The following is a 25,657-nucleotide window of genomic DNA, read 5'->3' as shown; positions in this document are numbered from 1 at the left end:
TAAATGAACTCCTACATCAACGGAACATCCTGTATCTCAATACAACCTACTTTCTTAACCCATTTCTTTCAGGAAGAACAAAGCATAGCAGCGCTTAAAGTTTCTTCTGAAGAAGTGTATTACGCTCAAGAACCTTCTTATAAAGAGTATATAACCCCCAATGCCAGTAGGCGTATGGCTAAAGGCGTAAAAATGGGCATAGCCACCGCTACCGAAGCTCTCAAAGAAGCTAATATCACCACTCCCGATGCTATTTTGGTAGGTACAGGTATGGGTTGCGTGCAAGATTCCGAAAAATTTCTTACGGCACTCCTTCAGAATAATGAGCAGCATCTCACCCCTACCTCTTTTATACAATCTACGCACAACACAGTTGCAGGGCAAATAGCCCTCAATTTGCAGTGCAAAGGGCTTAATTTTACTTACGTAAACGGAGCCGTATCGTTTGAGTCTGCCTTATTAGATGCCAAAATACAAATGGAACAAGGCACTATCGCTACCGCTTTGGTAGGTGGAGTTGATGAGCACAGCCCCCACACTGTTTTTTTGCATAATTTGGTAGGGCTTAACCAAAAAGGGGAGGGGGCGAGCTTTTTTGTACTTTCATCAGTACCAACCTCTTCTACTTATGCTCAGCTTGTTGATATAACCCTGCGTAATGAACTCACCCCCGATGAGTTTTCCCCATTTCTCACCAATTTCCTAAACCGAAACAACCTTACCCTTGATGATATAACCCTCATTTTTACAGGCGAAGACCAACAACGCAATATTGCTACTCCCACCATACATTACAAGCCTCTTTGTGCCGAGTATTACACCGCCTCTGCCTTTGGTTTATGTTACGCCAGCCACTATATAAAACACACCCAAGCAAAATATGTATTGCTTATCAATTCCTATCGCAATAAGGACTTTAGTTTGGTATTATTAGCTTCGTTGTAATAGAAAATTTATAGCATTGCAATTGCAAATGAATAAAAACATATGAAATTAAGCAAACATTTTTATATTACTATACTCTTTTTACTCGCCATAGCCACTTGTACCCTATGGCAGCAGCCTTTTTATACCTATATAACGCTAACACTCATATATTTAGGCATCACTTCGTGGGGCGTTTTTGATGTGAGGTTGTCGTATTTTGTAAAAACTCAGTATTTTTTAAAACAACGACCCACCAAAACAATAGTTCTTACTTTTGATGACGGACCTTCTGAACTTACCCCGCAATTCTTAGACTTATTACAACGTTATGACGCCAAAGCTATCTTTTTCTGTATAGGTGAGCAAGTACAAAAATACCCTGAAATCATCAATCGTATGCAGGCTGAAGGGCACCTCATAGGCAACCACACCTTTAGTCACCAACCCAAAAACCTATTCAGTACCCAAAAGCTCATAAACGAAATTAACCGCACCGATGAAGCCTTAGCACAATTAGGCATACACACCCACCTATTCCGTCCGCCCTATGGCATTACCAATCCCAAATTAGCTAAAGCCATACGCACTACGGGCAAAAAAACTATAGGTTGGGATATACGCTCCTTGGATACAATTATCAAAGATGAAGACCAACTTTTTAATAGAATTGTACGCAAACTCACTCACGGCAATATAATCCTGCTACACGATAAGCACTTACATACTCTTCGCGTTCTGGAACGCTTATTGCAATACCTCAAAGAAAATAACTATACAATTACAAACCATATAGAATGAAAAAACTGTTGATACTTTTTAGCCTCTGTGGCTGTTATTTAGCGCAAGCACAAACTCTTACGCCAGCACAAGTGCAAACCTTCAAAGCCCAAGTACAAGCCAAAAATCAATCTATACAAACAATGCAAACCGACTTTTTGCAAAGAAAACACTCCGATTTTATGACCAAGGATATTGAGAGCTTTGGCAAAATGGCTTTTGCTAAGCCCGCTAAACTCAATTGGCAATACACCAAGCCCTATCAGTACCGAATTATCTTCCATAACAACCATATCACTATAAACGATGCAGGAAAAGTATCACAAATAAACGCTGATAATAAAGCCTTTAAGAAGATAAACAACCTTATAATAGGCACTATCACAGGCGATATGTTCAACGATAAAGCTTTTACTATCAGCTACACCAAAACAGACAAAAGTACCCTTGTAAAGCTCCTGCCCACCGATAAGAAGTTACTAAAGTATATAGGCGAAATAGAACTCTATTTTGGAGCTGATTACATAGTAGAACGAGTGAAACTCATACAACCCTCAAAAGATTATACCGAAATATTGTTTAGCAATAAAAAGCTGAACACCAATATTGATGAAACAAATTTTACAATGTAGTTTGTTTACTAAAATAAAGTTTAAATCCTTATTAAACCTATGCTAAAAGATTTTTATACCCTCAGCAGTTTGGAGCAGCAAGATGCTGAAAATTACCTTTGCACGATTACCCTCAACCCTCAACATCCTATTTTTGAAGGGCATTTTCCTAATAACTCTATTACACCAGGAGTGTGTATGATGCAAATAATTAAGAATATTACTGAAGAAATTACAGGCAAAGAACTCTTCTTAGAAAAAACTACCAATGTAAAGTTTATGGCTCTTATCAATCCACAGGAACACCCCTCTTTGCAACTCACACTCACTATACAGCAGAGTAACAATGAAATACAAGTAAAAAACACTACCTCCTTTGGAGAAACTGTAGCCCTGAAACTTACTAATAAATACAAAATTGTAAGCTAAACTACTAATGATAAAAAAAATAAAATAAAAGTTTCGCTATATCAAATAAAAAATGTACTTTTGCAGGCATTTTTTTAAGAAAAACAATTCAAAAAAATATAAACTAAAAACAACATTTTATAGTGGAAAAAGAGAAAAAGAACTTTGTAGAAAAGAGTTATGAAAAGTTGAAAAACGCTGTTCAGGAAATAGCCAATGATGAAGAACTCAAAGATATATACACACTTTCATTGTGTTATACCTGCGAAGATGACGATTTGCGTTTTCCAAAAGTTACACTTAGTTACAACACCCTGAACAACGTAAAGGAGGAAATCTACAATGCGCCCTCTAAAGAAGAAGCTAAATGGCACTATGATTATTGGCTACAAAACGATTTAGAAACTATTGGAGGTAAAAAAGACAAGCTATTAGCCAAATGGTTCGCCAAAACACCCTATTTCTATACAGACGAAGAAAATGAACGAGCTATAGAACACGATGACGAATTATATGAAAAGCTCCTTAAAAAAGGTGATAAGTTTGACAAAGAATTTATCAAAGAAGTAATAGCCCTTGCAAAACAACTCTTTGATGAAGGCATTATTGAAAAAGTATTTGGTAAGAACATACCCATCATTATTCATCACCACGATTTTGAAGAAACCCCTGTTCTATGGACGAAAAAAGCTAACCCTACCAAAATTATCAAAGAGTTTTTGGAATATATGGACGGCGATGAGTAATCATTGTTACAATATAATAAAAAAGCCATCAGTTATTTTACTGACGGCTTTTTTTGTATAAAGCTATAAAAACTTCTATTCTACTACTCTTATAGGAGTTTGATTATCAAGGTTTATTTGTCCGCTTACAACAACTTCATCTCCAGCATTTAAGCCCGATAATATTTCTACTTTATCACCAAAGTTGCGACCACTTTGTACTGTAATCATTTCGGCTTTTAAATCATCTTCGCCTGTTTTTACTACCTTGAAAATCTTATTTTGGCTTACACTACCCACAAAAGCAGCGTGTGGCACTACCAATATATTGGAAGCTGTACTCTCGTTGCCAAAGGCTGCTGTAGCATACATTCCAGCTCTTAGCTTTTTATCCTTATTGGCTACTAATACCTCTACGGGGAATTTTAAAGCATTGTTAGCTTTAGGAGCAATAAAAATTACTTTACCCTCTATAGTTTCGGGTGAGGCACTTGGGCGCACTTTAATAGTTTCACCTACTTTTAATCTGCCTACTTGTTGCTCATCAACAGTTATTTTTAGCTTCAAGAAATCTATATTTACTACATTGAATAGTGGTTGCCCTAGATTTACCAATGTACCCTCTTCTACATTCTTGCTACTAACAATACCACTAATTTTGCTACGTACTTCGGTATTGCCTGATTGTATAGAAGCCGAATTGTAGTTGGCTTGTGCATTCTTCAGTTGCAAACGGGCTTGTTCCAATTGTTGAGCGGTTACCCCTCCTGTATTAAAAGCACTTTCAAAACGTTTAAGGTCTGATTGGGCTGTTTGTAGGGCAGCTTTAGCATTTTCAAGTTGCACATTGGTTCTGTCGCTTTTTGTTTGTGCTAATATTTGTCCGGCACTCACATAATCGCCTTCTTTTACTAATATTTTCACTACTTGTCCGCCCATTTCAGAAGATACCTCTAAGTCTTGTTCGGCTACGAAAGTACCATTAGCGGTAAATAAGTCGCTTATTTTTTCTTCAGTAACTTTGGCTATACGTACAGCTACTTTAGCATCTTTTTGGGCAACGATAGCCACTTCTTGTTCATTTTTTTGTTTATTAGAGTACAATTTGTATCCCATTAAGCCTAAACAGGCTATAATAATAATTACAGTGATAACTTTTTTCATTTGTTATAAGATTATATTTTATGATAAGTTGTAACTAAAGTGTTTTTCTGATAACAACTTTATTTTCGGGGTGCAAAGATACTACAAAAAACTTAATAAACAAAAAAAGTTTCCTATATTTTTAATCCAAAAAATATAGGAGTAGGAGTAGGGTATTGCTAAAATACTGATAGTTAATTTTTTACTTAAATTGTATCGATACTCTGTCGTGTAAGTAGATTCCTAAAAGTGAAGCAGCACCTCCTACGGTATCACAATTACTTCTATAAATGCTGATTTGTAAATAACCGAGTTCGTTGAACAAGAGCATACTTTCGCCGTCTTTTTCTGAGCGTTCTTCTATGGAGTATTTGCGAACTATTTCGCTGTAGTATTTGTAAATTTTATCAAAGGGGTACATTTTGAAGATTACTTCAAAGGAGCGTCCTTGTCGTACTTCTTCAAAGAGTTCTTGTGTAATGTTACTCACGGCGTTGCCATAATGGTCTATATACATTATAGCACCATAAATATAAGTATTATCGGCGTTTACTTCTGGTTTTAAGTAGGTAGCTCTTATGTATTGTTCGGTTTTAGTGCCAATTTTGGCAAGTGGAACGTTGTTGTAAATTTGCTGTACGATACTTGGAAAGACGAACAAGGTGGGGAATAGTTCTGAAGGATATTGATGTTTGAACTCATATAGTTCCATATTTTCCTTATTATCGGTTATTAGATTGAAGATACCACTATCGGCACCTATAAAATAATGTCCGTTATAGTACATAATAAGGTGTTTTTTTTGTGAGGTGCGTTCATCATCCACACCTATTACGTGAATACTACCTTTGGGGAAGTGAATATAGGCATTTTTTAGTATATAAGCTGTTTGGAAGATGTCGAAGGGTGAAATTTGATGCGAAATATCTACAATAGTAGCCGTGGGGCACTCTCTGTAAAGTGCTCCTTTTACTGCTGCAACTGAATAATCTCGCAGCCCATAATCGGTAGTTAAGGTGATAATCTGCATAAAACTATGATTTGGGGCAAAAATAGTAAATAATGTTTAAATATCAATGATTGATGATTAATTTTTGGTGCGCCAATTTTATCCTTTGCTGAAGGAGTGAGTGTGCGTATTGGTGGTGGAGTTGTTGAAAACTGTGTTAATATTTAAATTTTGTAAATCAAAATAAAAGCCGTTATTTTGCACCCTTGAAAAAGTAAAATTATGAATGAAGATAAAAATATATGGTGGCTCAACGAAGAGTCTGAGCAGATACTCAATCGGGGGTATTTATTAAAGGGTGAAAGTGTTGAGGGAGCGATAGATAGGATTACGCACGCTGCAGCTCGTAGGTTGTACAAGCCTGAATTACAGCCTGCTTTTAAAGAGATGATTACCAAGGGGTGGATTAGCTTCTCTTCGCCTATATGGGCTAATATGGGTACCGAGCGCGGTTTGCCTATTTCTTGTTTCAACGTCCACGTGCCCGATAGTATTGAAGGTATTACTCACAAATTGGGCGAGGTAATTATGCAGACTAAAATAGGCGGGGGTACTTCTGGCTATTTTGGCGAATTGCGCAGTCGCGGTTCGGCAGTTACTGATAATGGAAAATCAAGCGGTGCGGTGAGTTTTATGAAACTGTTTGATTCGGCTATGGATGTGGTATCGCAAGGAGGGGTAAGGCGTGGTGCTTTTGCGGCTTATCTTGATATAGACCACCCCGATGCTGAAGAATTTCTACAGATTAAAGATGTAGAGTTCCCCATACAAAACCTCTTCTTCGGCTTATGTGTGCCCGATTATTGGATGCAAGAAATGATTGATGGCGATATGGAAAAACGCCGTTTGTGGGCGCGCGTTCTTGAATCACGCCAGCAAAAGGGGCTTCCTTACATTCTGTTTACAGATAATGTAAACCGTCCTCGCCCACAGGTGTACAAAGATAATGATATGATTATTCGCTCTAGTAACTTGTGCAGTGAGATTATGTTGCCTTCATCAGAAGAAGAATCTTTTATATGTTGTTTATCTTCAATGAACTTAGAGCTTTTTGATGAATGGAAGGATACTAAAGCAGTGAAGCTTGCCGTTTTCTTTTTAGATGCCGTCTTATCGGAGTTTATTGAAAAAACTAAGGGTAACTATTACTTACAATCGGCACGCCGCTTTGCAATGCGTCATCGTGCAGTAGGTTTGGGAGTATTGGGATATCATTCGTATTTACAACGCAATATGATACCTTTTGAGAGCTTTGAAGCTACCCAGTTCAACGCTCGTGCCTTCAAGCATATACGTGAAGAGGCTGATAAAGCAACCAGAGAGTTAGCGCATATTTATGGTGAGCCTGAATTGCTAAAAGGCTACGGCAGGCGCAATACTACTACTATGGCAATTGCACCTACAACATCAAGTTCGGCTATTTTAGGACAAGTATCACCAGGTATCGAGCCTTATTCAAGCAATTATTACAAAGTAGGGCTTTCTAAGGGTAACTTTATGCGCAAAAACAAGTATCTTACCCAATTATTGGAGGAAAAAGGATTGAATAATGAAGATATATGGCGTTCTATACGCTTGAATAATGGCTCTGTACAGCATTTGCAAGAGCTATCGCAGTTAGAAAAGAACGTGTTTAAGACCTTTAAAGAAATTTCGCCTATGGAAATTGTATCGCAGGCAGCACAGCGCCAAGCGTATATAGACCAAGGGCAGAGTTTGAATTTGAATATCCCTTCAGTAATGCCTATCAAAGATGTGAATAAAGTAATGATTGAAGCTTGGAAGCTGGGGGTAAAATCGTTGTATTACCAACGAAGCCAGTCGGTGGCTAAAGAAATGATAATGAACTTTGTAAATTGCAGCAGCTGCGAAGCTTAGTATTATTTACTACGTTCTTTATAAAATACAAAAGAGGCTGTCCCGTTTTTGAGACAGCCTCTTTTGTGTTTATGGTAATCTTTCGTACAGACAGCAGTTGTGTAGCTTGTTGTACACAGCATCATCAGCACGTTCTTTGCCAGCATCGTGTCCTACTTTGGCAATGGCTTTTTGCACATCGCTTTCGCTGCATTTGCGTTCGTCTATGATAAGGGTGATATTACCACTATTGATGTTCCAATTAGCACTTTTCACTCCTTTCACACTGTAAGCCGCTTTTTCTATACGAGCCTTACACTGTTCGCAATTGCCTCCTACAGCAAATTCTACTTTTTTGTTTTTGTTGGGCGTAGTTTGTGCCCCTGCGGTGCCAAGCCCTATTAGGCTTAAAGCTATCCATAAAAATGTTTTAATGTTCATTGTTTACTATTTTTTATTTTGTTGTTATAGTTCTATTTCTTTTTATTTATCTGCTATTAGTTTGAAACGTAGTCCAGCGTAATACATAGCCCCAAAAGCAGGCGCGTACTGCATCGTACTATCAAAGTAAGCACCAAAAGGAGCATTAGCAGCTACTATACCATTTTTCTGTTTGTAATTAGTGAGGTTTTCACCACCTACATATACTTCAAAGCGTTTAGAAAACACTTTTGTAACTTGTGCATTGAGCGTAGCAAAAGCAGGCGCATACGCTTCCATTTGGTAGGGCAGAGGGTTAGCACTTGTATCAGGAAGGCGTTGTTCGCCTAGCCAGTTGAAGGTAACATCAAATTTCCATTGAGAGTGGTTATTTTCGTGGTTATCTTCTGTTTCGTATGCTACATTGGCAAACCAACGTTGTTTGGGGGTAAGTGTTTTTTCCATTAGCCCTTTGGTGAAAGTAGTTTCCACATCGTAATATTTATAAGCTGCTTTCACGTCTAAACCTTTGGCAGGACTGATACTGAAGTCAGCTTGTAGTGAATTGGCAAAACTTTTACCATTTAGGTTATAGAAAAGCACCTGTTGCGCCGAGTGATCTACATCGGCAACTACCTGATTGCTAAAGTCAGTGCGATAAAAATCTACAGATACTTCTGCGTTTTTGCCCAATACCTTAAAGGTTTGCAAGAAACTCGCTCCGTAGTTCCACGCTATTTCGGGGTTGAAGCCGTACAACTTACCACCATCACCCCTTAGTATAAATTGGCGATTAGAAGCCAAGAACTGCTGATTTTCGGCAATCACATTGGCAGCACGTTTTCCTCTACCTGCCGAAAGCCTAAAAGTAGCATTTTTCCAAGGGTTATAGCGCAAGTGCAAGCGTGGTGTAATAAAATAGCCCAAGTGGTTGTGACTATCGGCACGCAAGCCAGCCACCACGCTGAAGTTGCTTTGATTGTCATAAGTATATTCAAAGAAAGCCCCCATTTGTCTATCTACACGCGAAAAATCGTTATAAGCATAAGGCAGTGCTAATTCTTCGTCATAATCGTCATAACTTCCGTTTAAGCCTGTAGCAAATTTGTGTTTTGCATTTCCTATGATAGAGTTATAAATAAAGTTACCATACCAACTTTTTTGGTGAATATCGTATTGGTTTAATCCAAAATACGAGTTTTGTTTGTGCGACAAAAACGAATTTTGGAAACCGAAACTCTTATAAGGCATTTCGGGGAACACATAGCCTATTTTGTTGGTAGCACCCCATCGTTCCGAATTTACTTCGCTACCCCACGCATTGTGAGTAAGTTTATCCGTAAGCCTATCAAAGCGCATTTCACCCGCTTGGCGGTCGTCTTTCATATAGTTTAGGTTCAAAAAGCCTACCCAACCTTTTTCGTGATTGGTATACTGCCAGCGATTTAACAAGTTGATTTGGTTTCCTAATGGACTATCAATAAAGCCATCGTTGTTGTGGTCAGATTTTTCTTGACGCACATTGCCGTGAGCCAAGAGCGTTGTTGCCCACTTGTCCGACAGACGCTTATTGGTATGGGCGTTGATTTCATATCTTTTATCGCCCGAAGCATACAAGTTTAAAAAGAAAGGCGAGGTATTCATCGGTTTTTCTATCTCGTAGTTTATTTGCCCCGATATACTTTCATACCCATTGATTACGCTACCCGCACCCTTTGTAATTTGAATACTCTCTATCCACGTACCTGGTACGAACGATAAACCATAAGCCTGCGAAGCCCCTCGCATTGCAGGAATGTTCTCTTCTGCCATTAGTATATACGGACTTGTAAGTCCCAACATTTTTATTTGTTTGTTACCCGTAACAGCATCAGAGAAGTTCACATCTATTGATGGATTGGTAGAAAAGCTTTCCGACAAGTTGCAGCACGCCGCTTTTAGCAGTTCCCCGCTGCTCATTGTTTGTATGTTAGCCACCTGAAATTGAGATTTCATCACTTTAGCACGTTTTTGGGTTACGACTACTTCGTCTAAATCGGCTTCAGGAGCTAATTGTATGTGTAATGGAGCTTGTCCTGTTACTTTTATTTTTTTAATTTGGTAGCCTACGTATTTTACTACCAAAGTATGTGAATCGGGGGTATTTTTAAGGGTAAAGTTGCCTTGTTCATCGGTAGAAACACCAATTTCGGTATTTTCCCAATATACCTCAGCACCTATTAGCGGTTGGTGAGCTTCATCTACAACCATTCCTTTGCTAAATGTTTGAGCAAAGAGTGATAAGGGCAACAATAGCCCTATGATAAATATATATGATTTGTACATTTTTATTTTCTTTAAGTGTTTTATTTTTTTTACTTCTTTTGATACAGCGTCATCTCGCCCCTTCTTTAAGCGAACCTTCAGCGAAGGTTGAGCGAAGGATGAGCGAAGGAAAGTCGGCGAGCTGGCGCAGCCGAGTATGTGAAGCCTGTGCGGCTCGAACCGAACTGGCGCAGCCTTCCTACACCTTATCCAAAAAAAGTATCAAGCATAAAACACCCGCTGACAGTAAAGCGCATATAGCGGAAGACCTCCTGAACCATAGTAAATAGGCGTAACAGACTCTTTTGCTGCTGCAGGAACAATGTCAGCGTTTAATAAAACAAATGATTCACCCGATAGCACAAATATAGGAAGATGCAAGCTAAACAGCTTTACAACATCAACGCTATCAGAAGTTGAAGAAGTTACAGAAGATTTTTTGCAACAACCCTCATCGTCATTGCTCATATCATCTTCAGCCTCTTCATCATCACCACAACAACTATCCATATCGGTACAACCCTCTTCTATGTCAGTTTCACTGTATTGCAGAGTTACCGAAGTAAGTTTGTTATGGCAGTAATGAAAAGATATTGCCCATCCTGAGTTTGAGAACAAGATGAGTAGTGAAAGAATAATATGTATAAAAATCTTTTTCATTATGATTATCAGGGTACAAAAATAATACCATAAATAGTGTTATTTCGCTTTTTAACAAAAAATTAACGTTCGTTGCCTACTATATCATTATTTTTTATTACCTTTGCGGCGTAATTTCTTAGAAGTGAAAAAAGCAGAGAAAATAAAGTTTATCATCAATACCCTTGAGGAACTTTACCCTCAGATAGAAATCCCACTGCATCACAAAGATCCTTACACTTTGCTGATTGCGGTATTGCTATCGGCACAAACTACCGATGCACGCGTAAATACCATTACCCCAATACTTTTTGCCAAAGCCGATAATCCTTATGATATGGTACTGCTATCGGTAGATGAAATACGTGAGATTATCAAGCCATTGGGCTTATCGCCGATGAAATCAAAAGGCATACACGGCTTATCACAAATACTTATTGACAAACATAACGGCGAAGTGCCACAAACATTTGAAGAGCTTGAAGCGCTACCATCTGTAGGACATAAAACAGCTAGTGTAGTACTATCACAAGCCTTTGGTATTCCTACTTTTCCTGTAGATACCCATATACACCGCCTGATGCATCGCTGGGGGCTCTCCGATGGCTCTTCCGTTACTCAAACCGAAAAAGATGCCAAGCGTCTTTTCCCCAAAGACAAATGGAATAAACTCCACATACAAATTATATTATACGGGCGAGAGTATAGCCCTGCAAGAGGCTGGAGCTTAGAAAAAGATATTATAACCAATACCATTATACAATCAAAGAAAAAATGAATTTACAACAACGCGATGCCCAACACCTATGGCATCCTTACACCCAACACCAAACTGCTGCTAAACCTCTGGCTATTGTAAAAGGAAAAGATGCGCTTCTTTGGGACGAAAACGGCAACGAATATATTGATGCTATCGCCAGCTGGTGGGTAAACCCCTACGGGCATAGCAACCAACAATTGGCACAAGCTGCCTACAAACAACTCACTCATTTAGAGCACGTACTCTTTGGCGGATTTACACACGAACCTGCTGTACTTCTTGCCGAAAAACTTATCAGTATTCTGCCTGATAATCAGCAAAAAGTATTCTTTTCCGACAATGGCTCTACCGCTGTAGAAATTGCTATTAAAATGGCATTGCAATACTTTTTTAACAAAGGCGAAAAACGATTTACGGTAGTAGCTTTTGAGAATGCTTTTCACGGTGATACTTTTGCAGCAATGGCAGCCTCAGGTATTTCATTTTTTACAGAAGCCTTCAAAAATCACTTGCTGAAGGTAGTGCGTATTCCACTGCCCGAAAAAGGAAGCGATGCAGCTGCCCAAAAACTACAACAAGTGATTGACGAGCATCAGCCTGCCGCTTTTATTTTTGAGGCTTTGGTGCAAGGTGCTTCGGGTATGCAAATCTATGAGCCAGCAGCCCTCGATAAGTTGATACAAATAGCACAAGCCAATAACGTTATTACCATTGCCGATGAAGTAATGACAGGCTTCGGGCGCACAGGGCGTACCTTTGCCTCCGATTATTTAGAGCACAAACCTGATATTATTTGTCTCTCCAAAGCACTCACTGGTGGCACCATACCCCTTGCGGTTACTACAGCTACTCAAAAAATATTTGATGGGTTTTATAGTGATGATGTAAATAAAGCCCTTTTTCACGGACATACTTTCACTGCAAACCCAACGGGTTGTGCTATAGCCCTTGAGGCGATAAAAATACTGCAATCAGATGAGATGCAAGCAAACTTAAAGCGTGTAGCGCAACGCCATCACGAGTTTTTGCAACGCATTGCCCAATATCCACAAGTGCTCAATCCGCGCACCTTGGGGGTAATTTTAGCTTTTGAACTCAAAACAGCCGAAAATACCGATTATTACGGTTCTTTCCGCGATAAACTCTATAACTTTTTCATCTCTAAAGGCGTTATTCTGCGCCCTGTAGGCAACAGCATCTATATATTGCCGTCTTACATCATTACGGATGCTCAACTTAGCAAAGTATATGAGGTGATAGAAGAAGCTATTCATAAATTTTCGTAATTCGTAACTTAAAACAACAACAATGATAAACACGATTATTAAATACTTACTGCTCATAGGTGTATTGTTTGTGATGCAAAGCTGTAAAAATGACCCTTCATCACACCCCAATTCGTCTTTGCGAGAAACAGGCGAAGAAGTGTATAAAGAAGCACTAACTATTGCTGTAGATACTACTGCAGCTGCATTTGCACAGCTGGTAGTGTTGGATAATAATTACAAAAAAGGTGTACAGTCACACACACTTAGTTATTACATACAAAACGGAATGAAAACGCGCTGGTTGTACCAAGATATGCCTTCGCGTCTTTTTGCTGAATACCTTGCCGTATTGGATAGCATAGATAGCGATGGGCTTAATCCCGAAACCTATAGGCGTACAGCACTTAAAAATACAGTGGATAGTCTCTATGCCCATCAGGTGCCCGATGAGGTAAAGGCAGAATGCGATAAAGAAATTACAGCATCTTTTTTCTTGCTATTAGAGCACCTCACCAAAGGGCGTTTTGCTAAGAAGTTTTACGGAGAGCACTCGTGGTTTAGACCTAAAAACACGCTAAGCCCTTCGGACTTATTGTTGCAGATAGACGATAAAGAACCTTTGAGCGGTCTGATAACGAGTTTATTACCCACCTCTAAACAATACCAAAAGATGCGGGTAAAATACGCAGCACTTAAAAAGCTCACTGCCGACTCACTTTCGGTGCTAACGATTGACAATCCTAAAAACTTTGCGGTGGGCTATACAGCCACTGTAGTAACACAGCTGCGCAATATACTGAAACAAAAAGGCTTTGATAGTTCTATTACAGATACTCCTGAAACCGTAGATAGTACCCTAATAGCTGCGGTACAACGTTTTCAACAAAGTAAAGGGCTTACCCCCGATGGCGTTTTGGGTAAGCAAACGCTCTATTTTATCAATATGAACCCCACCAAAGAGCGCGACTTGCTACAGCTAAATATGGAACGTATGCGCGTGTTTAACAACAATTTGGGCGATAATTACGCTATAGTGAATATCCCAGATTTTAAACTTGCTCTTTACCAAAAAGATTCAGTACTTTTTGAAACTAAAGTAGTGGTAGGAAAATCAGCTACTTCTACACCTATTTTTACCGATACGATACAATACGTAGAATTTCGCCCTACGTGGTCGGTACCGCAAAGTATTATCAAAAAAGAGATGATACCCCAAATAGTATCACAAGCCAACCCAGAAAAGTATAAAAATAGAGGCTATACGATGTACGAAAACGGTAAAAAAATAGACCCTACTCAGGTGGATTGGAACGACCCTGCAGTGCACAAACGCGGTTTCTTTTTTGTAGAAGCACCATCGGCGAATAATTCATTGGGATTGGTGAAATTTATTCTTACCAATAATATGAGCATCTACTTGCACGATACTCCTTCTAAATATTTTTTTGACAGAGAAGTACGCGCCCTTAGTCACGGTTGTGTACGGGTGCAAAATCCATCACAGCTTGCTTATCAGCTACTTAAAAATGAAGATGCTGAGAACCCTTGGACAGAAGAGCGTGTAAATGAAGCAATGCACGGCAAGCGCAACCAATATCGCGTTCCTCTAAAAACAAAGTTTAAAATCAATATTATTTACAATACTTCTTGGATAGACGAACAAGGGCAACAAATCATCAAAAACGACATTTACAACATAGATGACGAGCAACTGAAGGAAATAAAACAGTTTGATTCTTAACTAATATCTGCAATAATTCAAAAAATCATTATTCAAAAATAGAAAATATTTTGTATATTTGTCGCCTGAAACTTAAGAGATATAGAAAATTATACAAACTGTGGAATTTATAAAGAATTATTACATAAAGAATAAAATTCGCAAGAACTTTAAACTTTTGGCTAAATATAACAACAAGCTGAATAACGAACTTGTGAAAGTGGGCTGTATTATTGATATGGATGTGGTGAAAGATATAAAACCACTGCTAAGCCTTATAAAATATTACAATATTCGTCCTGAAAATCAAATTATATTGGGTTATAAACGCACTTCGGAAGAAACACACAACGATGGCACCCCTATTTTGATTGATAAAGAAATCAATTGGCAGGGAAAGGTACGCAATTATCACGCCGATCGTCTTGCAGAACAAGAATTTGACTTGCTTATTAACTATTTTAGTGAGCCTAAACTGCCTTTATTACTGCTTTCATCGTCTATAAAAGCTAAATTGCGCATTGGTTTTCAAGGAATAGACCTACAATACAACGATATAGTGATAGGCTGCTCGCCTGCGCAGGGAGAGTTGTTTGCTTCGGAAGTAAAAAAAGTTTTGAGTACAATCATTCGTAAATAAAATAAATTATGGAACTTAAAGGAACAGGGGTAGCACTGATTACCCCCTTTACAGCTGATAACCAAGTGGACATACCTGCCTTGGAAAGGATTGTAGAGTACGTAATTGCTGGTGGAGTGGAATTTATTGTTGCTTTGGGTACTACCAGCGAAGCACCCACCCTCACCAAAGAGGAAAAACAATTGGTATGTAATACTATTGTGAGGGTTAATAACAAACGCGTACCCTTGGTAATAGGGATAGGCGGTAACAACACCCAAAATGTGATAGACGAGATAAAACATACTCAATTAGATGACTTTGTAGCAATTTTATCGGTAACGCCTTATTACAACAAGCCTTCACAAGCTGGTATGTATGCCCATTTTGCAGCCATAGCACAGGCAAGTCCGTTACCTATTATACTTTACAATGTACCAGGCAGAACGGGGGTATCAATGACAGCGGAAACGATTGTGTCTTTGGCTACTAATTTTAGTAATATTACCGCTGTGAAAGAGGCTTCGGGCAACTTGGTATTTGATATGCAATTGTTAAAACAGCTGCCTGCAGGCTTTACATTCCTATCGGGCGATGACGGCACTACCTTACCTTCAGTGTATATGGGGGGTAAAGGCGCTATTTCGGTAATAGGCATTGCCTATCCTGCTGAATTTTCGCAAATGGTGCGTTTGGGATTGGAAGGCAAAGTAGCTGAAGCCAACCAATTGCACTACGGTTTGTTACCCAAAATAGGGTTGGCGTTTAAAGAAGGGAATCCTATAGGTATCAAGGCTATATTAGCAGCCAAAGGGCTTTGTGAGCCTTATGTGCGATTGCCTTTGGTAGAGGCTTCGGCAGAACTGAAAAAAGAGGTAGCTGCCAATGTGCAGTTTTAAATGAAAATACCGATAGACTAAAATTAAGAACAACAATTTATGAAAAAATTAAAACTATTCCTTTACTTTATTGTCTTAATAGTATTGAGTGCTTGTGCAACTTCTATGAGCCAAGTACTGACACTCATTAAGGCAATAAATATACCTATAGACGAGAATAGCCCTCAAGAGGCTACAATTGAGAATTTTATAGCACCCTATAGGCAGCACGTGGATAACGAAATGAATAAAGTATTGGCACAAAATGCTCAGGATTTGGTGAAAGACCGCAATAATCCGCCACTAAATATGCCTATTAGCAATTTTTTTGCTGATGCAATATATGAAACTATTGCTCCTTATTACAAAAAGCGCACAGGGCAAACTATAGATTTTGTACTGCTTAACTTTGGAGGTATTCGTTCCGATTTGCCTAAAGGCGATATTACAATGGGGTCGGCATATAACCTGATGCCCTTTGAAAATGAAATGGTAGTGCTCACAATGAGCGGCGAGAAGGTACAAGAACTTGCCGACTACCTTATTAAACACCGCTTGCCGCACCCGCTATCCAAGCAAGTGCAATTGCAAATTACCCACGATGGCAAGATAACCCACTTCACCATACACGGCAAGCCCTTTAATCCTAAAGCAACTTACCTTGTAGCTACTTCCGATTATTTAATGTATGGCGGCGATGCGATGTACTTCTTCAGTAATCCGCTAAAAACAGATATGTTGGACTATAAAGTACGCAATGTACTCATAGACTATTTTACTAAAATAGATACCCTACACGCTAAACAGGATAACCGCTTTGAATATAAACCTTAATTTTACGATGAAAAGAAGAACTTTTATAAAAAATATAGGAGCTACCTCGTTGTTATTAGGAGCAGGCGCTTGGAGTACGCTCTCAATGAAAGCTAACTCAACCCTAAAACAGATTACTATACTGCATACCAATGACACCCATAGCCATATAGACCCACTGCCAGCTAACGACCCTTTGCGCCCTAATAAAGGAGGAGCTGCACGCCGTGCTGCGCTTATCAACCAAATACGTACCGAGAATCCAAATACACTGCTCTTTGATGCAGGCGATATTTTTCAAGGTACTCCTTACTTTAACTTCTACGGGGGTGAATTAGAGTTTAAAATAATGTCGATGCTCAAATATGATGCAGCTACCTTTGGTAATCACGATTTTGATAATGGGGTAGAAGGGTTGGTAGCCCAGCTTCCTCACGCCACCTTTGAGTTTATCAACGCCAACTACGATGTGAGCAATACAGCCCTTGCAGGACACGTAAAACCCTATAAAATATACAATGTAGCAGGGATAAAAATAGGAGTGTATGGCTTAGGGGTGGAGCTGGAAGGTTTGGTAAATAAACGACAATACGGAGAAACGGTATACCTCAACCCTATAGAAATAGCCCAAGATATGGAACACAAGCTTCACAACGAAGAACAATGTGATTTAATAATTTGCTTGTCGCACCTTGGCTATGACTACCTCGATAACCCTCTTAAAGTATCAGACCTGAAAGTAGCTGCCCAAACTTCTCATACCGACCTTATCATTGGAGGGCATACACATACCTTTTTAGATAAACCAACCTTAGTAACCAACAAGAGCGGTAAGACTACTTTAGTGAACCAAGTGGGCTGCTATGGCATCAATTTAGGTCGTATAGACTTCTTTTTTGAAGATATAAGTAATACAAAGACGCAATCGGTTAGTATTGAAGTATAAGTAGTTATAAAAAAGATTGAAAAAAAGTTGTTGTTTTTTTTGCATATTAAAAAAACTTGTGTACCTTTGCACCCGAATTGAAAAAGCAACTTGCCTGAGTGGCGGAATTGGTAGACGCGCACGACTCAAACTCGTGTTCTTCGGAGTGAGGGTTCGATTCCCTCCTCAGGTACTATAAAAGCTGTCCTTTTTAGGGCAGCTTTTTTATTATATATAAAATAATTTATAATGCACTTTTTATCAGAAGATTTAGAAAACTACGCCACTACCCATACCACTGATGAGCCTGCACTATTACAAGAGCTCACACGCCGCACTCACTTAAACGTATTGCAACCACGTATGCTTAGTGGGCATTTGCAAGGGCGATTTCTGAGTCTTCTTTCCAAGATGCTACGCCCTACAACTATCTTAGAAATTGGTACTTATACAGGTTATGCTACCCTATGCCTTGCAGAAGGACTATCTCCTGAAGGCAAGTTGCATACTATTGACATAAAAGAAGAACTTACTGACCTGCAACGTGAGTTTTTTGACCGTAGCGGTTATGGACACCAAATTGTACAACATCTTGGCAAGGCTGCCGATATTATTCCTACCCTTAATACCTTTTTTGACCTTGTATTTATAGATGCAGATAAACAAAATTACGCCCTTTATTTTGATTTAGTTATCTCCCGAATGAATAAAGGTGGTATTATTCTTTCTGATAATGTTCTCTGGAGCGGCAAGGTAGTAGAAGAAGTAAAGCCTAACGACAAGCATACCCTTGCACTAATGGCATATAACCAAAAACTAAAAAACGACCCCCGTGTAGAGACCGTTTTACTCCCCATACGCGATGGAATTACTGTTTCCAGAGTGATTTAGAACTACTTGAGAATATACACTCCGTCTTCAATCTTCAATAAGCTGTAATTTACGTTGTTATTCTGGTAAACATAAAAATTGCTAAAATTCTCTACCGACTCGTCCTTGTTCCAATAAAATGTAGTAGGTTCTACCTTCATCTGCTCCTCATCGTTATACCACCACGAACTTTTTAGCTGAAAAGTAGCTATATCCAGATATATATAATCGTCATAACTTAGATAACGAGGGCGGATAAGGCGTCGCTTCAGTGTACTTCTTTCGTTGGTAGCCCGCTCTTTAAATTGGAGGAATAGTTCTTCCTCAGATCTTTTGCCTTTTTCAGCTATAAAATCTTCATAACCATAGTTAGAGGGTGTATTCATATAAAAATAGTACCATTCTTTTTCCCTAAAGAAAACTACTTTAGCACTGCAATCGCTGCGATTTAGCTTATGACCAGCATCAGCCTCATTGCTATTTATGGGGGTTAGCATAAAATAATCAGCTGTTTTTTGTACTTCTTTGAAATACATTTTGCGAGTATCATCATTCCAATCTTCAGAATCATATACAGGAATTATAGGCTGAGCATATTCATCACCATCTACCGCCCACGAAAAATAGCAATCTTGATAAACATCCACCCAATAATCCCCTAAAAATACAGGAGGTTCATACGATTGTGAGTGCGTTATACTTACATCAAGGCTATCAATAAATCTTCCGTCTTGGTCATAACGCATAAAAGTAGAGCTCGAGCTTCTGTAATAAATAAGTTGGTTTGCTTTGTTGTAAAAAAGTGCATCGTTAAGGTTTAAATAACGAGTAACAAGTTTTAAAGTCATACCCTTTTTATGGTAAGATGATTTTGCAGCAACCAAATCCATATCTTCATAACTTTTGTACTCCTCAGGCAAGGTATAATTGGCATACCATTCCTCAATGCGGTATTTGTATTGAGAAAAAACGTTATATAAAATAATTAAGAAAACTACCCCCAACAGACATCCTAATAATATCCTTGCCCAACGGTAGAAAAAACTATAGTAGATAGAAAAAATAACTACCACCAAAAAGCTGGCAAACAGAGCCATAGCAAAAAGAATAATTCCACCAAAATCACTATCATCGGTAATAAGATAGATAAAAGAAGGCACTAATAGTACCACAATGATAGATACTGCTATTTTTATCCCGTTTTTTACGGGTAGTTTCTTAGCCATAATTTTTGTATTTTTTATTATGCTGCAAATATACGAAAATAATATTCAATAAGTAATACATAACTATTTGTTTTTCTTACTACTCCGAAAAAATTAACAAAACATTAGCATTTAAAAAATGAAAAAAATCGTACTTTTGCGTCTGAAATATTTAAAATAAAAGTTTAGTAAAACAAAAAAAATATGAGCAAAAATGTATCCGACCAATTGGTTGAAATGTTAGTACAAGCAGGCGTAAAACGCGTATACGCCATTACAGGCGATAGCCTAAACCCCGTAAATGATGCCATTCGCCGCGATGGACGTTTAGAATGGATACACGTACGACACGAAGAATCAGCGGCTTATGCTGCCTCTATGGATGCCGAACTCAACGGTATCGGTTGCTGTATGGGTAGTTCAGGACCTGGACACGTACACCTTATCAATGGGCTTTACGATGCCAACCGCTCTGGCAACCCTGTGATTGCCATAGCCAGCACCTGTGCTACTCACAAGTTCGGCACCCACTGGTTTCAAGAAACCAACCCTTTCTTGCTATTCCAAGACTGCAGCAAATACGTGTACGTAGCCAATACCCCTAAGCAGTTCACTACAATGATGCAACGCACTATTCAAACCGCTATCAACGAAAAAGGCGTAGCAGTATTAGGACTCCCAGGTGATGTGGCAGGTGCCGAACTTGAAGAAGTGCCTACTGCTACCCAAACCTTCTTGGCTAAACCCGTAGTACGCCCTTCAGACGAAGAGCTCGACAAACTTGCGGTGGTGCTTAACGATAGCAAAAATAAGAAAATTGCCCTTTACTGCGGACACGGTTGTCAGCACGCAGTGAAAGAAGTAGAACAGCTTGCCGAAACCCTTAAAGCTCCTATCGTAGCCTCTTTCCGTGGCAAAATATTCTTCGACCGCGCCGATAGCCCTTATATTGCAGGTATGAACGGCTTGCTTGGGCACCGCTCTGGTTATGACGCTTGTGCCAAAGCCGATGTCCTTATTATGTTGGGCACCGACTTCCCTTATGCTGAGTTCCTGCCTAAGAAAAGTACTATTATCCAAATAGACGAACGCCCCGAGATTATCGGTCGCCGTGCCAAAGTAGATTACGGCTTCGCAGGCGATATAAAAGACTCTATTACAGCTTTGTTGCCTAAGCTAAGCACACGCACCGATGATAGCTTCCTAAAAGACATTCACAAAGAGTATTTAGAACTCGAAAAATCATTGGAAGACTACACCAAAAAGAAGACCGAAGAAAACCAAATAGATCCCGAATATGCCGCTAAATTATTAGATAAATATGCCGCTCAAGACGCTATCTTCACCGTTGATACAGGTATGAATGTAGTATGGGCAGCACGCTTTATAAAAGGAACAGGCAAACGCTACCTCACCGGCTCATTCAATCACGGTTCTATGGCAAACGCCCTCCCAATGGCTATAGGTGCAGCAGCCTCAGCTAAAGGCAGACAAGTAGTAGCAATGTGCGGAGACGGCGGTCTCTCTATGCTTTTAGGCGATTTAGCAACCCTAATGCAGTACCAATACCCCGTAAAAATATTTGTCTTCAACAACCGTTCGCTTGCAATGGTGAAACTCGAAATGGAAGTATCAGGCTACCTCGATTGGCAAACCAATATGGTAAACCCACCTTTTGATAAGCTCGCCGACCTGATGAACATCAAAGGCTATGAAGTACGCAAAACCGAAGACCTTGAAGCTACTGTAAAAGCCGCTTTTGAGCACGATGGACCTACTTTGGTGAACATCTACACCAATCGCGACACCTTAGCAATGCCACCACACATTACCTTTGAGCAAATGAAAGGCTTTGCTACCAATATCATCAAAAAGATAGGTCAAGGTGATTTTTCAGAAGCTAAAGACAGCATCACTAATAGTATGAAACACATCAAAGATGTATTTTAGTAAAACACCAAAATAGCAGTACACACTTGTACAGCGTATGCACTTTGGCAAGGGTTATGGGAATCATTCCACAGCCTTTGCCAAAGTTTTTTTTACCAGTCACATCAGCCTTATAACTACCGAACCTTCAGCGAAGGTTGAGCGAAGGTTGAGCGAAGGATAAAAGCCCGTGTGGCTCGTACCGAAGGTTAAAAGCCTGTGCGGCTCGCACCGAAGGTTAGAAGCCCGTGCAGCTCACACCAATAGCAAGAGTCTAACCATAACTTTTTTATCAAACAAAATTAATTATTAATCATTGATATTTAAACATTATTTACTACTTTTGCCCTCAAAATAAAGCTTATGAATATCAACAATCATTTAGGCTCTCTATACACCAAAATAGATAACCAATTAGCAACTATTACTTTTGGGCATCCTAATGCAAACTCTTTTCCTTCAGAGCTCTTAAAACGTTTAGCTAAAGAAATAGATACACTTTCCCAAAACGAAGCAGTAAGCATCATTTTGTTGCAGAGCGAAGGCGAAAGAGCCTTCTGTGCAGGAGCCTCCTTCGATGAGCTTTTAGCTATTACCAATGAAGCTGAAGGTACCTCTTTTTTTGAAGGGTTTGCCCATCTTTTTTTAGCTATGCGCCGTTGTAAAAAACTTATTATTGGGCGAGTGCAAGGTAAGGCTGTAGGGGGAGGTGTAGGCTTAGTGGCAGCCTTAGATTACGTATTTGCTACCGAAAGTGCGAGTATTAAGCTATCAGAACTTTCATTAGGGATAGGTCCCTTTGTAATAGCTCCTGTAATTTTGCGAAAAGCAGGACAGGCAGCTCTTAACGAGCTATTTATGGCACCCAATCAATGGAAAAATGCTTATTGGGCACAGCAAAAAGGATTGTTTGCCCGTGTATTTGAAAATCTAAAAGATATGGATAAAGAGATTGATGATTTTATAGCAACTTTATTGAAATCAAATCCTTTGGCACTATCAGAAATGAAGCGCATTACTTGGCAACATACAGACCATTGGGAAAAAGAACTATTAGATAATGCAGCTATTTCCGGTAAATTAGTGCTATCTGAACAAACACGATTAATGTTAGAAAAATTAAAGAATAAATGAAAACTGAAGAAACTGTATTAGAAATTGACCTTAACGCTTTAGAGAGAAACGTACAGTATTTGAAAAGTAAGCTAAAACCCACTACTTGGTTTTTGGCAGTAGTAAAAGCCTCATCATACGGCAATGAAGCTACCCAAATAGCTGCGTATATAGAGAAAAAAAAGTTGGCAAACTATTTTGCAGTAGCCTATACTTCCGAAGGTATTGCACTACGCAAATGTGGTATCAGCTTGCCTATCATAGTACTACACCCACAAAGTGTTAATTTTGATGATATTATAAAATACCAATTAGAACCTACCCTTTATTCACTTAGGACAACACATTTGTTTTTAGAATATGCTCAAAAGCACCAATTAACTCACTATCCTGTGCATCTTAAATGCAATACAGGGCTTAACCGCTTAGGCTTTGATTTCAATCAAATAGATGAAGTACTTAGTTTGTTAAAAAATAACACTACTGTAAAGGTAAAAACAGCTTATTCGCATTTGGCAGCCTCAGAAGATATGAATGAACGAGAGTTTACCAAAAACCAGATACAGTGTTTTATCGCTTTTCAAGAAAAGATAAACCAAACTTTTGCACATAAAGTGATTTACCACCAATGCAATACTTCAGGGATACTCAATTATCCTGAGGCACAGTTTGATATGGTGCGCAGTGGTATAGGAATGTATGGTTTTGCAAATGATGCAGCATTGCAACCTAATTTAACCCCTATTATGGCTTTGAAGAGTGTTATTTCGCAAATTCATACGCTACAAGTAGGTGATAGTTTAGGGTATAACCGTGGTTATATAGCCAGTCATATTACTAAAACAGCAACTATACCTGTAGGCCACGCCGATGGAATTAACCGAATTTACGGCAAAGGAAAAGGTTTTGTATTTATACACGGAAAAAAAGCCCCTATACTGGGAAATGTATGTATGGATATGATTTTGGTAGATGTCACCCACATAAATTGTGAGGAAGGAGATGAGGTAATAGTATTTGACAAGGAGCATACAGCAGAGACTTTAGCAGAATCAGCAGGGACAATATCATATGAATTGATGACCTCTATGGCGCACAGAATCAAGCGTTTATATATAGAATGATAAAAAATATCAAAAAAAGTTACAAAAAAGCTTGTCATATAAAAAAAAGTTTGTACTTTTGCACTCAGAAAATCGCGGGATAGAGCAGTAGGTAGCTCGTCGGGCTCATAACCCGAAGGTCACTGGTTCGAGTCCAGTTCCCGCTACAAAGGTAAAAACCTAATAAAAATACGCCTTAGAGCGTATTTTTTTATGTCTATACTAAACGAACTTATAGAAAGCGAGTATAAAACCGAGTATATCAATAATCGTAAAACCGACAGGGTTATGGATAAGAAAAACTATTCAGTACCAAAAATATACCCCAAAATTATAGAGCAGAAACGATTAAGTGCTTTTACTGAAAAGCAAAAGGAGGAAATACTGCAAAAATATAAGCGTTGGTACGTATATTACTACTTCCGTAATAAAGAAGGTAAAATGGTAAAGCAACCCTCTATTTTCTTCAAAATAAACCAAGTATATAAAGATTTTGATAGTAGATACACAGAAATTCATACCTTGCGAAATATCATTGAACGTATCTTAAAAAATGGCTATACTCCTAATGCTGAAAATACTCAAAATTCTATAATTAACGAGCAATACACTACAGTATCTGCACTTGATTTTGCTCTGAAACTAAAGAAAAATAGTGTTTCAGAAAATAGTTTTATTGATTATAGTTATCGTATTAAACAATTTCAAAAATACTTGATAGATAAAAACTTAGATAAATCTCCTATAAGCAGTTTAACAAAGAGACATATTAATGACTTCTTGAATGAAATACTACTGAGAACAAGCCCTCGTAACCGAAATAATACACTTACAGTTATCAATGCCATATTTGCTACATTAGAAGAAAATGAGATTGTACAACAAAATGTAGTTGCAAAAATTAAGAAGCTGCAAGCTAAACCAGAACGCAATAAAACCTACACACAGAAGCAACAAGACGATATTTTTACTCTTATGACACAAAAGGATAAAGAGTTACTTTTGTTTGTTAAATTTGTATCTTATAACTTCTTACGACCTATAGAGGTATGCAGATTGCAAATTAAAGATATTGATTTTGACGGTGCTAAGTTAAATGTACGTGCTAAAAATAAACTGGTAAAGATTAAGATAATACCAGAAATACTTCTTAAAGAAATTCAACATTTAAAAGGAGCAAATCCTAATTACTTCTTATTTACTCCCAATGGTGTTGATGATTGGCAGACAAGCGAGGTAAATAAACGCGATTATTGGACTAAACGCTTTGGAAAATTAAAGAAGCAACTTAATTTAGGAGAAGATTATGGACTTTATTCTTTTAGGCATACCTTTATTACCAAGTTATACAGAGAGTTACGTTCTAAATACTCACAATATGAAACCTATGATAGGCTAATGCTTATTACAGGACATTCCACACTTTCTGCTTTACAGCAATATCTAAGAGATATTGACGCTGAACTTCCTGAAGATTATTCACATTTATTATAACCCTAAGCAAGGAGGGTCTTTACTTTGCACCCTGAAAATAAGAAGTTATTTTCAAAGAAAAGCAGAGGAGAATAAAAGTCTGTTCATTCTGCCTCTGCCCGTTCTTTGAATACCCTGATTTTCAAAATAGAATGGTAAAT

At 38.5% G+C, this 25,657-nt stretch carries 24 protein-coding genes and 2 tRNA genes; 20 read left to right on the top strand and 6 right to left on the bottom strand.

All coding sequences use genetic code 11. The annotated features are described in order from the left end of the window. Positions 1-3 precede the first annotated feature (3 nt). From J4N46_RS09255 to J4N46_RS09235, 5 genes are all read left to right on the top strand, one after another. Positions 4-945 (top strand): beta-ketoacyl synthase N-terminal-like domain-containing protein, encoded by a 942-nt coding sequence (locus J4N46_RS09255; protein WP_208059055.1) that lies wholly within the window; start codon positions 4-6, stop codon positions 943-945. A 42-nt stretch (positions 946-987) separates the two neighbouring features. Continuing rightward, positions 988-1,725 carry a polysaccharide deacetylase family protein gene (locus tag J4N46_RS09250; RefSeq protein ID WP_208059054.1) on the top strand — a complete coding sequence of 246 codons (738 nt, stop codon included), beginning with the start codon at positions 988-990 and terminating at the stop codon, positions 1,723-1,725. After that, the gene (locus tag J4N46_RS09245; protein WP_208059053.1) at positions 1,722-2,336 is read left to right on the top strand and encodes a LolA family protein; all 615 of its coding nucleotides are present in this window, start codon (positions 1,722-1,724) and stop codon (positions 2,334-2,336) included. The genes J4N46_RS09250 and J4N46_RS09245 overlap by 4 nt, the downstream gene beginning before the upstream one ends. 39 nt (positions 2,337-2,375) lie before the next feature. Then, a complete protein-coding gene (locus tag J4N46_RS09240; protein WP_208059052.1) occupies positions 2,376-2,744 on the top strand; it encodes a 3-hydroxyacyl-ACP dehydratase in 369 nt (122 codons plus the stop codon). Between the two features lie 122 nt (positions 2,745-2,866). Next, a complete protein-coding gene (locus tag J4N46_RS09235) occupies positions 2,867-3,469 on the top strand; it encodes a beta/alpha barrel domain-containing protein (RefSeq protein ID WP_009415836.1) in 603 nt (200 codons plus the stop codon). 75 nt (positions 3,470-3,544) lie between these two features. Here J4N46_RS09235 and J4N46_RS09230 read toward each other — a convergent pair whose 3' ends face one another. Both J4N46_RS09230 and J4N46_RS09225 read right to left on the bottom strand, forming a co-directional pair. After that, complete coding sequence (locus J4N46_RS09230) at positions 3,545-4,612, bottom strand: efflux RND transporter periplasmic adaptor subunit (protein ID WP_208059051.1); 1,068 nt, start codon at positions 4,610-4,612, stop codon at positions 3,545-3,547. 181 nt (positions 4,613-4,793) lie between these two features. Further along, positions 4,794-5,621 carry an SAM hydrolase/SAM-dependent halogenase family protein gene (locus J4N46_RS09225; protein ID WP_009415838.1) on the bottom strand — a complete coding sequence of 276 codons (828 nt, stop codon included), beginning with the start codon at positions 5,619-5,621 and terminating at the stop codon, positions 4,794-4,796. Between the two features lie 201 nt (positions 5,622-5,822). On the opposite strand from J4N46_RS09225, the gene J4N46_RS09220 reads away from it, so the two are divergent. Further along, entirely contained in the window at positions 5,823-7,478 is a 1,656-nt protein-coding gene (locus J4N46_RS09220; protein ID WP_009415839.1) for a ribonucleoside-diphosphate reductase subunit alpha, read from the top strand. Between the two features lie 69 nt (positions 7,479-7,547). On the opposite strand, the gene J4N46_RS09215 is transcribed toward J4N46_RS09220, so the two are convergent. From J4N46_RS09215 to J4N46_RS09205, 3 genes are all read right to left on the bottom strand, one after another. Continuing rightward, a complete protein-coding gene (locus J4N46_RS09215) occupies positions 7,548-7,898 on the bottom strand; it encodes a heavy-metal-associated domain-containing protein (protein WP_208059050.1) in 351 nt (116 codons plus the stop codon). A 42-nt stretch (positions 7,899-7,940) separates the two neighbouring features. Further along, a complete protein-coding gene (locus J4N46_RS09210) occupies positions 7,941-10,202 on the bottom strand; it encodes a TonB-dependent receptor (RefSeq protein ID WP_208059049.1) in 2,262 nt (753 codons plus the stop codon). 201 nt (positions 10,203-10,403) lie between these two features. Beyond that, on the bottom strand, positions 10,404-10,841 hold the full coding sequence (locus J4N46_RS09205; RefSeq protein ID WP_208059048.1) for an HYC_CC_PP family protein: 438 nt from the start codon (positions 10,839-10,841) through the stop codon (positions 10,404-10,406). Positions 10,842-10,965: 124 nt separating this feature from the next. Here J4N46_RS09205 and J4N46_RS09200 point away from each other — a divergent pair, with 124 nt between their 5' ends. From J4N46_RS09200 to J4N46_RS09160, 9 genes are all read left to right on the top strand, one after another. Next, positions 10,966-11,598, top strand: a complete 633-nt coding sequence (locus tag J4N46_RS09200) for an endonuclease III domain-containing protein (protein ID WP_208059047.1) — start codon at positions 10,966-10,968, stop codon at positions 11,596-11,598. Further along, on the top strand, positions 11,595-12,866 hold the full coding sequence (bioA, locus tag J4N46_RS09195) for an adenosylmethionine--8-amino-7-oxononanoate transaminase (protein ID WP_208059046.1): 1,272 nt from the start codon (positions 11,595-11,597) through the stop codon (positions 12,864-12,866). Before J4N46_RS09200 ends, bioA begins: the two co-directional genes overlap by 4 nt. Positions 12,867-12,888: 22 nt before the next feature. Next, complete coding sequence (locus J4N46_RS09190) at positions 12,889-14,589, top strand: L,D-transpeptidase family protein (RefSeq protein WP_208059045.1); 1,701 nt, start codon at positions 12,889-12,891, stop codon at positions 14,587-14,589. Between the two features lie 100 nt (positions 14,590-14,689). Beyond that, a complete protein-coding gene (locus J4N46_RS09185; RefSeq protein ID WP_208059044.1) occupies positions 14,690-15,208 on the top strand; it encodes a DUF6913 domain-containing protein in 519 nt (172 codons plus the stop codon). A gap of 8 nt (positions 15,209-15,216) precedes the next feature. Further along, entirely contained in the window at positions 15,217-16,086 is an 870-nt protein-coding gene (gene dapA / locus J4N46_RS09180) for a 4-hydroxy-tetrahydrodipicolinate synthase (RefSeq protein WP_208059043.1), read from the top strand. Positions 16,087-16,125: 39 nt separating this feature from the next. Beyond that, on the top strand, positions 16,126-16,899 hold the full coding sequence (locus J4N46_RS09175) for a 5'-nucleotidase C-terminal domain-containing protein (RefSeq protein WP_208059042.1): 774 nt from the start codon (positions 16,126-16,128) through the stop codon (positions 16,897-16,899). 7 nt (positions 16,900-16,906) lie between these two features. Then, entirely contained in the window at positions 16,907-17,824 is a 918-nt protein-coding gene (locus J4N46_RS09170; protein ID WP_009415849.1) for a bifunctional metallophosphatase/5'-nucleotidase, read from the top strand. Between the two features lie 92 nt (positions 17,825-17,916). Next, positions 17,917-17,996: transfer RNA gene (locus tag J4N46_RS09165), tRNA-Leu, on the top strand. Positions 17,997-18,052: 56 nt separating this feature from the next. Continuing rightward, a complete protein-coding gene (locus J4N46_RS09160) occupies positions 18,053-18,694 on the top strand; it encodes an O-methyltransferase (protein ID WP_208059041.1) in 642 nt (213 codons plus the stop codon). Positions 18,695-18,696: 2 nt separating this feature from the next. Here the strand turns inward: J4N46_RS09160 and J4N46_RS09155 are convergent, their stop codons facing one another. Further along, positions 18,697-19,899, bottom strand: a complete 1,203-nt coding sequence (locus J4N46_RS09155) for a hypothetical protein (protein WP_208059040.1) — start codon at positions 19,897-19,899, stop codon at positions 18,697-18,699. Between the two features lie 183 nt (positions 19,900-20,082). Here J4N46_RS09155 and J4N46_RS09150 point away from each other — a divergent pair, with 183 nt between their 5' ends. The 5 genes from J4N46_RS09150 to J4N46_RS09130 all read left to right on the top strand — a co-directional run bounded on the left by J4N46_RS09150 (position 20,083) and on the right by J4N46_RS09130 (position 25,517). Then, positions 20,083-21,828 (top strand): thiamine pyrophosphate-dependent enzyme, encoded by a 1,746-nt coding sequence (locus J4N46_RS09150; protein ID WP_208059039.1) that lies wholly within the window; start codon positions 20,083-20,085, stop codon positions 21,826-21,828. Between the two features lie 342 nt (positions 21,829-22,170). Continuing rightward, positions 22,171-22,941 (top strand): enoyl-CoA hydratase/isomerase family protein, encoded by a 771-nt coding sequence (locus J4N46_RS09145; protein ID WP_236013920.1) that lies wholly within the window; start codon positions 22,171-22,173, stop codon positions 22,939-22,941. Continuing rightward, on the top strand, positions 22,938-24,044 hold the full coding sequence (alr, locus tag J4N46_RS09140) for an alanine racemase (RefSeq protein ID WP_208059038.1): 1,107 nt from the start codon (positions 22,938-22,940) through the stop codon (positions 24,042-24,044). Before J4N46_RS09145 ends, alr begins: the two co-directional genes overlap by 4 nt. Positions 24,045-24,117: 73 nt before the next feature. Next, positions 24,118-24,190: transfer RNA gene (locus tag J4N46_RS09135), tRNA-Met, on the top strand. Between the two features lie 46 nt (positions 24,191-24,236). Further along, positions 24,237-25,517 carry a tyrosine-type recombinase/integrase gene (locus J4N46_RS09130; RefSeq protein WP_208059037.1) on the top strand — a complete coding sequence of 427 codons (1,281 nt, stop codon included), beginning with the start codon at positions 24,237-24,239 and terminating at the stop codon, positions 25,515-25,517. Positions 25,518-25,657: the final 140 nt, after the last annotated feature.

Source organism: Capnocytophaga bilenii, assembly GCF_017565765.1.
Lineage (GTDB): Bacteria > Bacteroidota > Bacteroidia > Flavobacteriales > Flavobacteriaceae > Capnocytophaga > Capnocytophaga bilenii.
Note: the sequence above shows the minus strand (reverse complement) of the source record. Positions and strands in the feature narration are given on the sequence as shown.